Source organism: Streptomyces taklimakanensis (assembly GCF_009709575.1).
Taxonomy (GTDB): Bacteria; Actinomycetota; Actinomycetes; order Streptomycetales; family Streptomycetaceae; genus Streptomyces; species Streptomyces taklimakanensis.
In genome coordinates, this window is record NZ_WIXO01000001.1 from 2,380,792 (window position 1) to 2,394,907 (window position 14,116).

Sequence of the window (14,116 nt, forward strand, 5' to 3'; positions counted from 1 at the left end):
CACGGGCGTCACAGGACGCGGGTGAGACGCGTCCCCACGTCCGGCTCGGTCATCTCCTCCCGGACGGCCACCGGTACCTTCACCTGGCCCGGTCCGCTGCCGACGGTCAGGGTGCCGACGGTCTCGCCCGCCTCCGCGGTGCCCGGCACACCCTCGCCGCCGTCGGTGAGGGCCAGTTCCACCTTCAGCCCGGACCAGCCGACGGCCGTGACGTCCTCGGTGGCGACCACCTGTGTCCGACCGCCGAGGCCGTCGTCCACGTAACCGACCACGTCGCCCTTCGCGACGACCTTCTCCGTCCGCAGGACCTCCTGCGTGGAGATCAGCAGTTCCCGACTCTCGTGGACGACCGTGTCGATGATCGGGGGCTTGTGCTGGCCGAGCACGGCTCCGACGATCAGCTGCGTGGTGCCGCCGATCTCCTTCTCCCCCGCGAACAGCAGGTTGCCGCCGGCCGCGGTGGTGGTGCCGGGCTTGATGCCGATGGCGTTGTTGTAGGGGACGAGACCGTTCCAGTTGCGGTGGCTGTGGCCGTTGCGGTCCTCGTAGGAGGGCTTCTTGACGATCTCCCGGAACACCTCGAAGTCCATCACCTTCTTGCCCAGCTTCACCTGGTCGGCGGCGGTGCTGACGGTGTCCTGCCGCAGTCCGCTGGCATCGGTGTAGGTGGTGTTGGTCATTCCGAGCTCCTCGGCGGTGGCGTTCATCTTCTTGACGAACTCCTCCTCCGAGCCGCCGGTGTCCCACCGGGCCAGCAGCCGTGCCACGTTGTTCGCGGACGCGATCATCACGGCGTGGAGCGCCTCGTTGAGGGTGATTTCCTCGCCCTCCTCGACCTCGACGGTCGACTCCCCCTGGGCGCTGAGGGCCGCCTCCTCCTCGGCCTGCTTGTCCACGGGTATCAGGGGTCCCTCCTCACCCGCCTTCATCGGGTGGTCGCGCAGGATGACGTAGGCGGTCATCACCTTCGCCACGCTCGCGATCGGCACCGGCTTCTGCTCCCCGTAGGTGCCGAGGGAGCCGAGCCCCTCGACCTCCACGACGGCCTGGCCCTCCGGCGGCCAGGCCAGCTCGGGCTTCTCCCCGCCGAAGGAGTACGTGGCGGGGGCGGTGAGCCTCAGTTCGGGTTCGGGCAACGGGCGCAGGAGCTGGACCACCACGAAGGCGATCACCAGCAGCGCGACCAGCGGCGACCAGATCTTGAGGCGGCGCAACGCGGTCCGCAGCGGGGTCGGGGGCGGCGCGGGCTTGTTCGTCAGCTCGGCCAGCAGTTCCAGGGGACGGTGCGGCGGCAGCGGCTGCTGCCTCGTCCGCTCGGCCTCGGGCGGCTCGGATGCCGCCGCGGCCTCGGGAGAGGGGGTGGCACCGGTGGACCCGGCGGCTCCGTCGGACGCGGTGGTGGGCGCGGACGGGGCGGAGGGGGTGGGCGTGAGCGGCCGGGGGGCGTCGGGGGACCGCAGCGGCACGAAGCGGCTCGTCCGCTCGACGTCGCTCTCCCCATCGGCGGAACCCGTCCGGTCGGGGCGTACCCGGAGCATGGCGGTGGTCTGGTCGACCGGCTTGGCCGTCGACGGCCTCCCGTCGGCCGGACGGTCGTCGGCGGCGGGCTCCTTCCCGCCCCGGCTCCCGTCCGGGTCCTCGTCGGAGGCGGCCTCACCGGTCTCCTCCACCGTCTCCCCCTGGTCGGCCTCGGCGGGCTCGGTGGGCTCGGTGGGCTCGGTGGTGGTTCCGGCGGGCTCCTTCCGGGCCTCCGCCTCGGCCTCCTCCGGTCCGTCGGCCTCCTCCCGGCTCTCCTCCGGCCCGGCCGCCGCGTCGCGGTCGTCCTCCCCGGAGGCGCTCCGGGCCGCGCCGTCCTCCGCGTCCTCCGCGTCCTCCACACCGTCCGCGTCGTCCGCACCGTCCGTGTCGGCGGGCTTCCCTGCCGCCGCGGATCCGGCGGCCCTCTCGGCCCCCTCGGCCCTCCCGGGCGCCCCGGTCTCCGGCTCCTTGTCGGCCTCCCCGGTCTCCCCGGTCGACTCCTCCGACTCACGGGGCGCCTCGTACAGCGCCACCCGAGGGTCGCGGGACCGCTCGGGAACCGTTCCGGCCTCCTCCGTCGTCTCCCCCAACGAAATCTGCCGGACCGACCTGTCGGGGGACTTGCCCGCCACCTATGCCTCCTGCTTGCTCTCGCCGCTCGTCATATCAGTAAACAGTGTCCTGAACGCCGGCCCTCCCCCGGCTCTCCGGCTCCTCACGGGGCCGCGAAGGGGCCGCGAAGGGGCCGCTAAATTGCCAGACGGTAACGACATACCTACTGGTTCCATGACAAAGCACACAGGCACTCTCGACAGATCTCTGTGAGAGGGGTCACCCTGTCATGCATCCACGCGGGGAGGCATGGATGGGCAGGAGCCGCAGAACAATTCCGGAGGAGCTTCTGTTGCTGGCCCTGGACCCGGCCACGGGTACCACGGCGCAGCCGCAGTCGCTCGACCTCGGCTTGGCCGGGGCCCAGCTCGTCGAGCTGGCTCTCGCAGGACGGATAGCCCCTGACGGGGACCGAATAGCCGTGGTGCTGCCACGGCCGACCGGAGATCCGACACTGGACTCCGCGCTGGAACTGCTGCGCAGGCGCGGCAGTCCGGTACGCGCGGTCCACTGGATCGGCGGGCCCAGGCTGGGCCTGCGTCAAACCTATCTCACTCACCTGGAGCGCTGCGGCATGGTTCACGCCGTATCGAGCCAGATGTGCGGGGTGCTGCCGACGACTCGCTACCAGGCGACGGACACGGCGGTGAGCCGGGAGATCAGGGCCCGGCTGGACAACGCGATCCGCACCGGCGTACCGCCGGACCCGCGGACCGCGGCGCTCGCCGCGCTGGCCCACGCGGTCGGCCTCGGCAAGCACCTCTATCCCGGCAACGAGGGGCGGTCATCCCGCTCCCGGCTGCGGGATCTGATCAGGCACGACCCGATGGGCGGCCTCGTCGCGCACGCCGTGATGGACGTGCAGAACGGCGTCGCGGCCCAGCAGCCACGGCGTACCGCACAGGGCCGGGGCGGAGGTGGTCGGGCGACGGTCGCGCGGCCGTCCGCGGCCCCGCCGCCGCCACTCGCCGGACAGGCCCGGCGGGGCGGCATGGCCCGCGCGGGCGCCCGCTGACCCCTCACGCCCCGACACCGGCACACCGGTGCCGGACGAGCCGTGGCCCGGCATCGGGCTTCAACGGGGCCGGCCGACGGCCGGCCCCGGAGTCCCGGCGGCGCGGGGTGGTGGTCCACACGTCGAGAACGGCGTCGGACCGCCACCCCGCGCTCGTGCGTGCGCACCCTCTGTGGCCGTTTCCCGGCGGAGCGGCCGCCGATGGTGGCAACCTGCTGGAAGGACGGTCGTGTTCGGCACAAGCGGAGGTGTGCGCACCGTGGCATCCAATGTCAATCCCACCGTCAGACGGCGCCGACTGGGCCAGGAGCTGCGCCGGCTCCGCGAACAGAAGGGGATGACGGCCGAGGAGGTGGCCGAGCGGCTGCTGGTCTCCCAGTCCAAGATCAGCCGTTTGGAGAACGGCCGCCGCAGCATCAGCCAGCGCGACGTCCGCGACCTGTGCGGGGTGTACGAGGTCGAGGACCGACGGATAGTCGAGTCCCTGATGCAGATGGCCAAGGAGTCCAGGCAGCAGGGGTGGTGGCACGCGTTCGGCGACATCCCCTACAGCGTCTACATCGGTCTGGAGACGGACGCGGCGTCCCTGCGGGTGTACGAACCGCAGGTCGTGCCGGGCCTGCTGCAGACCCAGGCGTACGCGGAGGCCGTCGTCGCCGGCGCGCTGCCCGAGGCGTCCGCGGCGGACGTCGAGAAGCGCGTACGGGTGCGGCTGCGGCGTCAGGACCGGATCCACGACACCAGGAACCCGCTGCGCCTGTGGGCGGTGATCGACGAGGCCGCGCTGCGCCGCACGGTCGGCGGTCGGCAGATCATGCGGGACCAGTTGGAGCGGTTGTTGGAGCTCTCCCAACTGCCCCACGTGACGGTGCAGGTGCTGCCCTTCGCCATGGGCGCGCACCCCGGACTCAACGGCCAGTACGCGATCCTGGAGTTCCCGGACGCCGTGGACTCGACGGTGGTCTACCTGGAGGGCGTCACCAGCGACCTCTACCTGGAGAAGGCCGGTGACGTGCACAGCTACAGCGTGATGTACGAGCACCTGCGGGCGCAGGCCCTCAACGTGGACCAGACGCGGGAGTTCGTCGAGGGCATCGCCAAGGAGTACACGCGGGGCTGACGGCGGGCGTCGAGACAGCCCGTGCCGTGCCGACGGCGCGGCACGGTACACCTCGCGTCGGGCCGACGTGAAGCCCGTCTTGGAATATGCCATCCGGTCGAGTGAACGGCGGCTTCCAAACCTCCGGTCGGGGGGTACCGTCTGCCGCACGCCGGGCTCACCCGGCACTCTTCACCTTTCGGAAAGAACCGGAGCAGACATGGCAATCCGACAGGGCACGACCGAGCGTTGGACCAAGTCCAGCCACTCCGCCGGGAACGGGGCGTGCGTCGAGGTGCGGTCACCCGAGCCGCGGGAGGTCGCCGTGCGCGACTCCAAGGTGCCGCAGGGACCGTCGCTGGCGTTCGCGCCGGGTACGTGGACCGCGTTCGTGGGGGCCGTCGGCCACGGGACGCTCACCCTCGACTGATCGCTCCCCACCCCCCGTACCACGGCGTCCGCACCGCCGTACCGAACCGCTCAGTACGGCGTGCGCCGGCCGCGTCGCGGTGCCACCGCACCGGGGCGCGGAAGAACGTACGGGAGTCCCCGCACGACCGACCGAAGCCCTCTCGTCTGGTTCGCCGTCCCGGCCGAGGGGGCTCGGCGCGTCCGGGGGCGTGTCGGCCCCGCGGCCGGGTCAGGCCCGTGGGTAGCGGGTCAGCCAACCCGGCGAGCCGGCCGGGGTCGCGGGGCCGTGGAGGGCCGGCCCCTGGGTCATCTCCATGGCGAAGTCGTCGGCCAGCTCCAGGATCGTCGCGCGCCCCTCCAGTTCCGCGACCCACCCCGGCGGCAGGGCCGTCTCCCCGTGGAGGACGCCCAGCAGGTTTCCGCAGACGGAACCGGTGGAGTCGGAGTCCCCGCCGTGGTTCACGGCCAGCAGCAGCCCGTGCCGCACGTCCTCGGCGACCAGCGCGCAGTACACGCCCATCGCCAGTGCCTCCTCCGCCGTCCAGCCCTCCCCCAGCGACTCCACGCGCTCCGCGGTCGGCCTCCCCTGACGCACGGCGCCCAACGCCTGTTCGAGGGCGTCGGTGGTCTCCTCGTGGCCGGGGTGCGCCGCCAGATGGGCCAGGGCGCGCCGCACCGCCCCGTCCAGGCTCTCCCCGCGCGCGACGGCGTGGACGATGACGGCGAAGGCGCCGGCCGCCAGGTAGCCGGTGGGGTGGCCGTGCGTCTGGACGGCGCACTCGACGGCGAGTTGGAAGACCAACTGCGGTTCCCACCCCACGAGCAGCCCGAAGGGCGCCGAGCGCATGACGGTGCCGCAGCCCTTGGAATCGGGGTTCTTCGGCGCGTCCAGGGTGCCCATCCGCTCGTCGGCGAGCCCGGTCAGGCAGGCCCGGCCGGGGGCGCGCCGCGCGTACAGCCATTCCTGACGGGCCAACCAGCCGTCCTCCGCCCTGCGTTCGTCCGGGCCCCAGTCCCGTTGGGTGGCGGCCCAGCGGCGGTAGGCGGCGTGCACGTCGCTCGGGGGGTGCCAGGCACCGGTGTCGCGCCGTACGTGGGCGCGGATGAGCCCGTCGACGGTGAACAGGGTCATCTGGGTGTCGTCGGTGACGGCACCGCGCCGTCCGTGGGCGGGGACGTAGTCCACGATCCCCTGGGGGCCGTGCGTCTCGCGGATGGCGTCGAGCGAGTCGAACTCGACGCCCGCGCCCAACGCGTCGCCGATGGCCCCGCCCAGGAGGCAACCGCGCACGCGGCTGCGGAAGTCCTGCTGCTCGGCGCGGCCCCAGATGCCGCCGCCCGCTGTCGCGGTCACTGCGCCGTCCCTCCCCGTGCGGCCCGTGCGTTCCGTGGTCCTTCGGTGCCGTCGGCCGCCCCGCCCGGTGGGGGAGACCCGTGTCGGTCCGCACTGTAATCGACCCTCCGCGGCCGGAAAGGGGACGAAAGCGGACCGGGCCGGAAGCCCTCGGGAGACGTCCGGAAGGCGCCGGGGCGCGCGTTCGGGACACGCGCGCCCTCCACGGTCGCGCTCAGTCCTCCAGCACCGGCAGCAGCTCCGGGAGGTGCCCGTCAAAGGCCCGGGCGGCCCGGACGCGCTCCTCGGGGACCTCCCCGTAGACCGTCGTACGGGGACGGGCCGGACGTCCGGCCGCATCGGCGATGGCGACCAGGTCCCGCACGGAGCGGTAGGAGCCGTAGGAGGAGCCCGCCATGCGCGAGATCGTCTCCTCCATCAGCGTGCCGCCCAGGTCGTTGGCGCCCGAGCGCAGCATCTCCGCCGCCCCCTCGGTCCCCAGCTTCACCCAGCTCGTCTGGATGTTGGTGATGTGCGGGTGCAGCAGGAGGCGGGCCATGGCGGTCACCGCGCGGTTGTCGCGCGCCGTCGGTCCGGGACGGGCGATGCCCGCGAGGTAGACCGGGGCGTTGGTGTGGACGAACGGCAGGGTGACGAACTCGGTGAAGCCGCCGGTGCGCTGCTGGACCTCCGCGAGCAGCCGCAGGTGGCCCAGCCAGTGCCGGGGCTGGTCCACGTGCCCGTACATCATCGTCGAGGACGACGGCAGACCCAGCTCGTGCGCGGTGGTGACCACCTCGATCCAGGTGGCGGCGGGCAGCTTGCCCTTGGTGAGGACCCAGCGCACCTCGTCGTCCAGGATCTCGGCCGCCGTACCCGGGATGGAGTCCAGCCCGGCCTCCTTGGCGGCCGTCAACCAGTCGCGGATCGACATGCCGGTGCGGGTGGCGCCGTTGACGACCTCCATCGGGGAGAAGGCGTGCACGTGCATGCCCGGCACGCGCTCCTTGACCGCCCGCACGATGTCGAAGTACGCGGTGCCGGGCAGGTCCGGGTGGATGCCACCCTGCATGCACACCTCGACCGCGCCGACGTCCCACGCCTGCGCCGCGCGGTCGGCGACCTGGTCCAGGGAGAGGGTGTAGGCGTCGGCGTCGGTGCGGCGCTGGGCGAAGGCGCAGAAGCGGCAGCCGGTGTAGCAGACGTTGGTGAAGTTGATGTTGCGCGTGACGATGTAGGTCACGTCGTCGCCGACGGTGTCGCGGCGCACGTCGTCCGCGATCCGGCACAGCGCGTCCAGGGCCGGACCGTCGGCGTGGAAGAGGACCAGCGCCTGCTCGTCGGTGAGACGGGTGGGGTCGTCGGCGGCGGTGGCGAGGGCGGCGCGCACGTCGGCGTCCATGCTCCCGCCTCGCCCGTCCCCGGGCCGGAGGGGACCGGGGGCCATGCCGGGCGCGGCCTGCTCGCGGAGCGCCTCCCAGTCGCCGTACACCTCGTCGAAGTCGGTGCGGCGGTCGGCGGTGCGGCCGTCGGTGTCGATGGTGTGGTGCAGGTCGGTGCGGCCGCCGGCGGTGGTGGTGAAGCCCTCGTCGGGCTCCTGCCAGGGCCGTCCGGTGACGGTCGCGTCCTCGCGGGCCAGCCCCGTGGCCGGCTCCGCCAGCGCGGTGACGTGCGGCAGCAGCCGGGGGTCGAGCCAGGGCTCGCCGCGCCGGACGAACTCCGGGTAGATGGTGAGGCGTTCCCGGAGCCGGAAGCCGGCGGCGCGGGTGCGCTCGGCGAGTTCGTCGATCTGCGGCCAGGGGCGTTCGGGGTTGACGTGGTCGGGGGTGAGCGGCGAGACGCCGCCCCAGTCGTCTATGCCGGCGTCGATCATCAGCGCGTACTCGGAGTCCACGAGGTTGGGCGGCGCCTGGATGCGGGCGGTGGGTCCGAGCACGTGACGGGCGACGGCGACGGCGGCGGCCAGCTCCTCCAATTCGGCGTCGGGCATCCCGCGCATGGCCGTGTCGGGCTTGGCGCGGAAGTTCTGCACGATGACTTCCTGCACGCCGTGGTAGGCGCGTTGGACACGGCGGATCGCGAACAGCGACTCGGCGCGCTCGGTGTACGTCTCCCCGATGCCGATGAGGATGCCGGTGGTGAAGGGGACGGAGGAGCGGCCCGCGTCCTCCAACACCCGCAGCCGGACCGCCGGTTCCTTGTCGGGCGAGCCGTGGTGGGGGCCACCGGGCTCGGACCACAGCCGGGTGGCGGTGGTCTCCAGCATCATGCCCATCGACGGGGCGACGGGCTTCAGTCGCTGGAGGTCCGTCCAGGACAGCACACCGGGGTTGAGGTGCGGCAGCAGGCCCGTCTCCTCCAACACCCGGATCGCCATGGCGCGGACGTAGGCGAGGGTGTCGTCGTAGCCGTGCGCGTCCAGCCACTCGCGGGCCTCGGGCCAGCGGTCCTCGGGCCGGTCGCCGAGGGTGAACAGCGCTTCCTTGCAGCCCAGCGCGGCGCCCCGGCGGGCGATGTCCAGCACCTCGTCCGGGGAGAGGAACATGCCGTGGCCCTCCCGGCGCAGTTTGCCGGGCACGGTGACGAAGGTGCAGTAGTGACAGCGGTCCCGGCACAGTCGGGTGAGCGGGATGAAGACCTTGCGCGAGTAGGTGATCACTCCCGGACGGCCCGCCGCCTCCAGTCCCGCGTCGCGCACCCGGGCCGCGGAGGTCGTCAGGGCGGCCAGGTCGTCCCCGCGCGCCTGGAGCAGTACGGCCGCCTCGGTGGTGTCCAGCGCGACCCCGTCCCGGGCCCTCCTCAGGGCCCGCCGCATGGCGTTGACGGTGGGGGCTGCCTGCGCGCTCGAAGTCATGTCCCGAGCATACGAGTGCCCTCCGGGCCGCGGCCGGAGCACCGGGGGAGGAGATTCTCACATCGGGGCGGCTCCGGCCCCGCCCCGTCGGCCCTGCGCGAACGGTCTCGTGACGGCGGGCGGGACGGTGGAAGGGGACGGAGCGGGGAGCCGCCCGGAGGGCCCCGGCCCACTCGGTGTGGCGCCGAGTGGGCCGGGTTTTCCACAGCCTTCGCCCGCCCGTCACGTCGGCGTGGAAGGGTGGGACGCACCACGACGGAGGGGTTCTGGGGCGCCGTCGGGCACCGTCGGGCACGGCCGGAGCACGACCGGGCCGCGTCGGGCGACGGGGCGGCCCCGGCACGACAGGGCGGGAGGCGGGATCCGACATGGACCGGCGCGACGTACTCAGGTTGTCCGCCACGGGGGTCGCGGGCGCGCTCACGCTCCGCCCCGTGACCTTCGCCCGCGCGGAGGAGGGCGGCCGGCGGGAAGGGGACGAGGAGAGCAGGACGGTCCGCGGCCGGCTGCCCACGGGGGCGCCGGACTTCGTGTACCTGCCCGTCGAGGTTCCGCCCGGGGTGCGGGAGATCGCCGTCTCCTACACCTACGACAGGCCCGAGGTGCCCACCGGCACACCGGGCAACGCCCTGGACATCGGGATCTTCGACGAACGCGGCACCGCCCCGGGCGGGCGTGGCTTCCGGGGCTGGTCCGGCGGCTTCCGCGACGCGTTCGTCATCGGCGCGCAGAAGGCGACACCGGGGTACCTGGCCGGTCCGGTGCGCCCCGGCACCTGGCACGTGGTCCTGGGGCCGTACACCGTCGCGCCCCAGGGGATGGAGTACGAGGTCACCGTCACCCTGCGGTACGGCGAGCCCGGCCGCACCCCCCGGCCCGGGTACCCGCCGGAGCGGGCGAGGGGGCGGGGGCGCGCCTGGTACCGGGGCGACTGCCACCTGCACACCGTCCACTCCGACGGCCGGCGCACCCCGGCCGAGGTCGCCGCGGCGGCACGGGAGGCCGGGCTGGACTTCATCGCCACCACCGAGCACAACACCACCTCCGGGCACGGCGCCTGGGAAGGGCTGTGGGGGGAGGATCTGCTGATCCTGTGCGGTGAGGAGGTGACCACCCGCAACGGCCACTACCTGGCGCTCGGCACCGACCCGGGCACGTTCGTCGACTGGCGCCACCGGGCGCGTGACGACGCGTACGAGCGGTACGTGCGAACCGTGCACCGGGCGGGCGGCCTGGTGGTCCCCGCCCATCCCAACTGTCCCTTCGTGGGGTGCCAGTGGAAGTTCGGCTACGCCGGCGCGGACGCGATCGAGGTGTGGAACGGCCCATGGACGGTCGACGACGAACTGGCCCTGGCCGCCTGGGACAACATGCTGTCGGCGGCCTGCCGGGGCGGTCGGGCGGGCGGGCGGGGACACCACCGGTGGATCCCCGCGATGGGCAACAGCGACGCCCACCGCGAGCCGCAGGTGGTGGGGCTGCCGCAGACGGTCGTCCACGCCGAGGACCTGTCGCGCGCGGCCGTGCTGGAGGCGATACGCGCCGGCCGGAGCTGGCTGGCGGAGTCCTCGGCGGTCGAGTCGGCCCTGTCGGCCGTCGGCCCGCGCGGCGAGCACGCCGGCATCGGTGAGCGGCTGCGCGTCGCGTCGGACGCGGAGGTGACGGTGCGGCTGAGGGTGTCGGGAGTGCCGGGGGGCACGGTGCGGTTGCTGACGGACCAGGGCGAGATGCGCTCGGAGCGGCTGCCCGCCTCCGGCTCCGGCACGGTCTCGTGGAGCACCACCGCGTCGTCGGCCGCGTACGTCCGCGCCGAGGTCCGTCGGCCGCGTCCGGACGGCGCGCCGCCGGAGCTGCCGGGCCCGATGGCCGCGATGACGAACCCGATCTGGCTGGAGGTGCGTTGACGAAGTTCCACCATGCGGCTGCCAACGCCCCGGAACGGGATGCTTCCTGGCGATGAGTCAGGTATCGAAGCATCTGTCATGTCATCGACCACCGATTCTGTCGCGGGTTCGCGGCGACTGTGGGGAGAGGGTGGAGCACGGCTGACGGAGCACCCCTCGACAGGGCAAACTGTGCGCTGCGGGTCGTCACACTTCGCAGGGGGCACCATGGACGGCGAGGGGCACACCGAACGCGAACGACTGCGGCAGCCGGAGAATCGCCACCGGCTGTGGTTCGCCGTGCTCGGACCGGTGCGCGCCTGGCGCGACGGCGAGGCCGTCAACGTCGGCTCTCCCCAACAGCGGGCCCTGCTGGCCTGTCTGTTGCTGCGCGGCGGGCAGACGGCCACCGCGCAGGAGCTGGTCGACGCGCTGTGGGGCGAGGAGCCGCCGCAGCGGGCCCTGGCCGCGCTGCGCACCTACGCCTCCCGGCTGCGCAAGGTGCTGGGCGCCGATGCGCTGATCAGCGAGTCGGGCGGCTACGCGATTCGGCTGGGCCCCGACACCGGCCTGGACGTGGACACCGCCACCGCCCGTGCCGCCGAGGCGGAGAAGGCCGCCGCCTCCGGTGACCGGCCCCGGGCGCGGGAGCTGTACGGCGAGGCGCTGGCCCGCTGGGACGGCGAGGCCCTCGCCCACGTCCCCGGCCCGTACGCCGAGAACCAGCGCACCCGGCTGGAGGAGTGGCGGCTGTCCCTGCTGGAGCACCGCCTCGACCTCGACCTCCAACTGGGCTTCCACGCCGACGTGGTCAGCGAACTGACGGCCCTGACCGCCGAGCACCCGCTGCGGGAGCGGCTGCGCGAGCTGCTGATGCTGGCGCTGTACCGCAGCGGCCGGCAGGCCGAGGCGCTGGCCGTCTACGCCGACACCCGTCGGCTGCTGGCCGAGGAGCTCGGGGTGGACCCCCGCCCGGAGTTGGCGGAGCTCCAGAGCCGCATCCTGCGGGCCGACGAGGAGCTGGCCCTGCCGGCGCAGGAGACGGCGCAGCGGAACGCGGCCGGCTTCGTGCGCCCCGCCCAGCTTCCGGCGACGGTGCCGGACTTCACCGGACGGGCCCCCTTCGTGGCCGAGCTGGGCGAGCAGTTGGCCACCGCCGAGAGCCGGATCATGGCCGTCTCGGCGGTCGCGGGCATCGGCGGGGTGGGCAAGACCACCCTGGCCGTCCACGTCGCCCATGCCGCCCGCGACCACTTCCCCGACGGTCAGCTCTACGTCGACCTGCAGGGCGCGGGCCCGGCCCCGGCCGAGCCCGAGGCCGTGCTCGGCTCGTTCCTGCGGGCCCTGGGCACCTCGGACTCCACCATCCCCGACGGGGTGGAGGAACGCGCCGCGCTCTACCGATCGCTGTTGGCCGGCCGCCGCATCCTGACCCTGCTGGACAACGCCCGCGACGCCGCCCAGGTACGTCCGCTGCTGCCGGGCACCGAGGGCTGCGCCGCGCTGATCACCAGCCGGACGCGGATGGTGGACCTGGCCGGGGCGCACCTGGTGGACCTGGACGTCATGAGCCCGGAGGAGGCCATGACGCTCTTCACCAGGATCGTCGGGTCCGAACGGGTGGGCGCGGAGCGCGAGGCCGCCATGGACGTGGTCGCGGCCTGCGGTTTCCTGCCGTTGGCCATCCGCATCGCCGCCTCCCGGCTGGCCGCTCGCCGTACCTGGACGGTCTCGGTGCTGGCCCGCAAGCTGGCCGACGAGCGCCGCCGGCTGGACGAGCTCCAGGCCGGGGACCAGGCGGTCAAGGCCACCTTCGAGCTGGGCTACGGCCAGTTGGAACCCGAGCAGGCCCGTGCCTTCCGCCTGCTGGGCCTGGCCGACGGCCCCGACATCTCCGTCCACGCCGCGGCCGCCATGCTGGACCGTCCCGTCGAGGACGCCGAGGACCTGCTGGAGTCCCTGGTCGACGCCTCCCTGCTGGAGTCGGCGGCCCCGGGCCGCTACCGCTACCACGACCTGGTGCGGCTCTACGCGCGCACCTGCGCCGAGCGCGACGAGCCGCCCCCTGGGGCGGCCCGTGCCGAAGGCCAGGGATGCGAGGCCGCCATGGCCCGGTTGCTGGACTTCTACCTCGCCACCGGGCACGAGGTCTTCGCGCTGTCGCGCCCCGGCGACCGCGCCGTGGCCCACCTGACGACCGCGAAACACCCCGGGCTCTCCTTCGACGACCGCGCCGCCGCGCTGGACTGGCTCTTCGCCGAGGCCGACTGCCTGCTGGCCTGCGTGCAGCAGGCGGCCGAGCGCGGCGCCCTGCGGCGCGCGGCCGACCTCCTGATCGCCGCCAAGGACCTGGCCGACTCCGGTATCCACTCGTTGCGTTACGAGCGGGCCGCCGACGCCGTGTGCCGGGCGGCGCAGGAGGCCGGGGACGCCTGGGCCGAGGGCCGCGCCCGGATCATGCTCACCCACGTGCACAGCGTGACGGGCCGTTTCGACCGGGCCGACGACAACGCGCGGCGCGCCATGGAGCTGGCCCGCTCCACCGGCGACCCGATGGCGGGGGGCTACGCCCCCAACGACCGCGGCATCGTCGCCCTCTCCCGCAGCCGCTACGAGGAGGGCGAGGAGTACCTCAAGGAGGCCATCGAGGTGTTCCGGTCCGACGGGAACCGCCCCAGCGAGGCCAGCGTGCTGTGCAACCTGTCGCGGATCCACGTCGGGCTGGGCCGGACCGACAGCGCGATCCGGCTCGCCGAGCAGGGCGTGGCCATCTACGCCGAACTGGGCATGTCCATGCGGTTGGCGAACGCCCGCTACGCCCTGGCGATCGCGTTGACGGGAGCCGGACGCGCCGCCGAGGCCCTCGACCACCTCGACCAGGCCCTCGCCCTCTTCCGCGACAGCCGCCAACCGATGTGGGAGGGCGCCACCCATCTGCGGATGGCCGAGGCCTACATGGTCGCGCGCCGCCCGGCACAGGCGGCGACCCACGCCGAACAGGCCCTGGCGCTGCGCGTGATCGGCGGGGACTGGCGGCGCGGCAACGTCCTGACGGTGCTGGGCCGCGCCCTGGACGCGCTCGGCCAGACCGACCGGGCGCGGGCCTGTTGGCAGGAGGCGCTCGCCATCTTCGAGTCCCTGGACTCCCCCGAGGCCGACGAGGTGCGGAAGCTGCTGTCGCCCGCCGTGGCCGCGTGAACGGCCGTGCCCGCGCCGCCCAGCGGGCGTTCATCGATCGTTTATCGCCATCCGACATGCTCGTACATGTCGATCCGCCGCGTCGGGGGGCAAGCGGGTCGGCGGGCCCGGCAACCCTGCACCATCAGGATGAGCGGCCCAGAGGGTGCGTCCGGCGGCCCACGGGGGAGCCGCTGGACGCACCCGGGAACTC

General features: G+C 73.6%; 8 protein-coding genes. 5 read left to right on the forward strand and 3 right to left on the reverse strand.

Features of this window, described 5'->3' with window-relative positions:
- Positions 1–8 precede the first annotated feature (8 nt).
- Positions 9–2,150: a serine hydrolase gene (locus F0L17_RS10355; protein ID WP_162466034.1), complete on the reverse strand. Its 2,142-nt coding sequence runs from the start codon at positions 2,148–2,150 to the stop codon at positions 9–11.
- 233 nt (positions 2,151–2,383) lie between these two features.
- Between F0L17_RS10355 and F0L17_RS10360 the strand changes: the two genes are divergently transcribed.
- From F0L17_RS10360 to F0L17_RS10370, 3 genes are all read left to right on the forward strand, one after another.
- Positions 2,384–3,145, forward strand: a complete 762-nt coding sequence (locus F0L17_RS10360) for a GOLPH3/VPS74 family protein (RefSeq protein WP_155070848.1) — start codon at positions 2,384–2,386, stop codon at positions 3,143–3,145.
- A 259-nt stretch (positions 3,146–3,404) separates the two neighbouring features.
- Positions 3,405–4,265: a Scr1 family TA system antitoxin-like transcriptional regulator gene (locus F0L17_RS10365; RefSeq protein ID WP_162466035.1), complete on the forward strand. Its 861-nt coding sequence runs from the start codon at positions 3,405–3,407 to the stop codon at positions 4,263–4,265.
- 199 nt (positions 4,266–4,464) lie between these two features.
- Positions 4,465–4,674 carry a DUF397 domain-containing protein gene (locus F0L17_RS10370; RefSeq protein ID WP_155070849.1) on the forward strand — a complete coding sequence of 70 codons (210 nt, stop codon included), beginning with the start codon at positions 4,465–4,467 and terminating at the stop codon, positions 4,672–4,674.
- Between the two features lie 210 nt (positions 4,675–4,884).
- On the opposite strand, the gene F0L17_RS10375 is transcribed toward F0L17_RS10370, so the two are convergent.
- Both F0L17_RS10375 and F0L17_RS10380 read right to left on the reverse strand, forming a co-directional pair.
- On the reverse strand, positions 4,885–6,009 hold the full coding sequence (locus F0L17_RS10375) for an ADP-ribosylglycohydrolase family protein (protein WP_162466036.1): 1,125 nt from the start codon (positions 6,007–6,009) through the stop codon (positions 4,885–4,887).
- A 214-nt stretch (positions 6,010–6,223) separates the two neighbouring features.
- Positions 6,224–8,842 carry a bifunctional FO biosynthesis protein CofGH gene (locus F0L17_RS10380; RefSeq protein WP_155070850.1) on the reverse strand — a complete coding sequence of 873 codons (2,619 nt, stop codon included), beginning with the start codon at positions 8,840–8,842 and terminating at the stop codon, positions 6,224–6,226.
- Between the two features lie 368 nt (positions 8,843–9,210).
- Here F0L17_RS10380 and F0L17_RS10385 point away from each other — a divergent pair, with 368 nt between their 5' ends.
- Positions 9,211–10,746: a CehA/McbA family metallohydrolase gene (locus tag F0L17_RS10385; protein WP_155070851.1), complete on the forward strand. Its 1,536-nt coding sequence runs from the start codon at positions 9,211–9,213 to the stop codon at positions 10,744–10,746.
- Positions 10,747–10,953: 207 nt separating this feature from the next.
- Positions 10,954–13,923: an SARP-family global regulator AfsR gene (gene afsR, locus F0L17_RS10390; RefSeq protein ID WP_238419319.1), complete on the forward strand. Its 2,970-nt coding sequence runs from the start codon at positions 10,954–10,956 to the stop codon at positions 13,921–13,923.
- Positions 13,924–14,116 lie beyond the last annotated feature (193 nt).

What these genes read in the sequence shown, in the direction of transcription:
- F0L17_RS10385 (WP_155070851.1), top strand. Translation starts at nt 9,211, where the DNA reads ATGGACCGGCGCGACGTACTCAGGTTGTCCGCCACGGGGGTCGCGGGC.
- F0L17_RS10360 (WP_155070848.1), top strand. Translation starts at nt 2,384, where the DNA reads ATGGGCAGGAGCCGCAGAACAATTCCGGAGGAGCTTCTGTTGCTGGCC.
- F0L17_RS10380 (WP_155070850.1), bottom strand. Translation starts at nt 8,842, where the DNA reads ATGACTTCGAGCGCGCAGGCAGCCCCCACCGTCAACGCCATGCGGCGG.
- afsR (WP_238419319.1), top strand. Translation starts at nt 10,954, where the DNA reads ATGGACGGCGAGGGGCACACCGAACGCGAACGACTGCGGCAGCCGGAG.
- F0L17_RS10370 (WP_155070849.1), top strand. Translation starts at nt 4,465, where the DNA reads ATGGCAATCCGACAGGGCACGACCGAGCGTTGGACCAAGTCCAGCCAC.